Source organism: Bacillus sp. 05T31, assembly GCF_056396725.1.
In genome coordinates this window covers 1-906 of record NZ_JBFTMA010001107.1, presented here as the reverse complement: position 1 = coordinate 906, position 906 = coordinate 1, and the positions used below count along the sequence as shown (strand labels likewise).

1 pseudogene is annotated in these 906 nt (G+C 40.3%); it reads left to right on the top strand.

The annotated features are described in order from the left end of the window. A pseudogene (locus AC1DJR_RS31690) lies at positions 1-769 on the top strand (aconitate hydratase); the annotation flags it as partial. Between the last annotated feature and the right edge of the window lie 137 nt (positions 770-906).

Below are 906 nucleotides of genomic sequence, written 5' to 3'. Positions count from 1 at the left end.
CCCACCGTTCTTCGAAGGATTATCTAAAGAGCCGGGTGAAGTTGAAACGTTATCAGGTTTACGCATAGTTGGTAAATTTGGAGATTCTGTAACGACAGACCACATTTCACCGGCAGGTTCAATTGGTAAGCACACGCCAGCTGGACGTTATTTACTAGAAAACGGCGTACAACCAGTTGACTTTAATTCTTACGGTTCTCGTCGTGGTAACCATGAAGTTATGATGCGTGGTACATTCGCAAACATCCGTATTAAAAACCAAATCGCACCAGGAACAGAAGGCGGATATACAACATATTGGCCAACTGGTGAAGTAACATCTATCTATGATGCTGCTATGAAGTATAAAGAAGATGGCACAGGCCTTCTAGTTGTTGCTGGTAAAGACTACGGTATGGGAAGTTCTCGTGACTGGGCTGCGAAAGGTACAAACTTATTAGGTATTAAAGCAGTAATCGCAGAAAGCTTCGAGCGTATTCACCGCAGTAACTTAGTGTTAATGGGCGTATTACCATTACAATTTAAAGATGGCGACAGTGCTGAAACATTAGGTCTTGTTGGTGACGAGTCATTTGAAATTCAAATTGACAAAACGGTTAGACCACGTGATCTTGTAAAAGTAGTTGCAATCGATGCAGAAGGAAAAGAGAAGCAATTTGAAGTAGTAGCTCGTTTCGATAGTGAAGTTGAAATTGACTACTACCGTCACGGTGGTATCTTGCAAATGGTTCTTCGTTCGAAAATCGAAGAGTCTAAAGTATCAAACTAAATAATTGAAATGAATGATAAGGAAGCTAACATTTGTTAGCTTCCTTACTTTATGTACAGAGGGAAAGGGATGAAACCACTTGGTTTCATCCCTTTCCTTTTATTATGCAAAATTGGGGGAATGACAATGAATGAGTA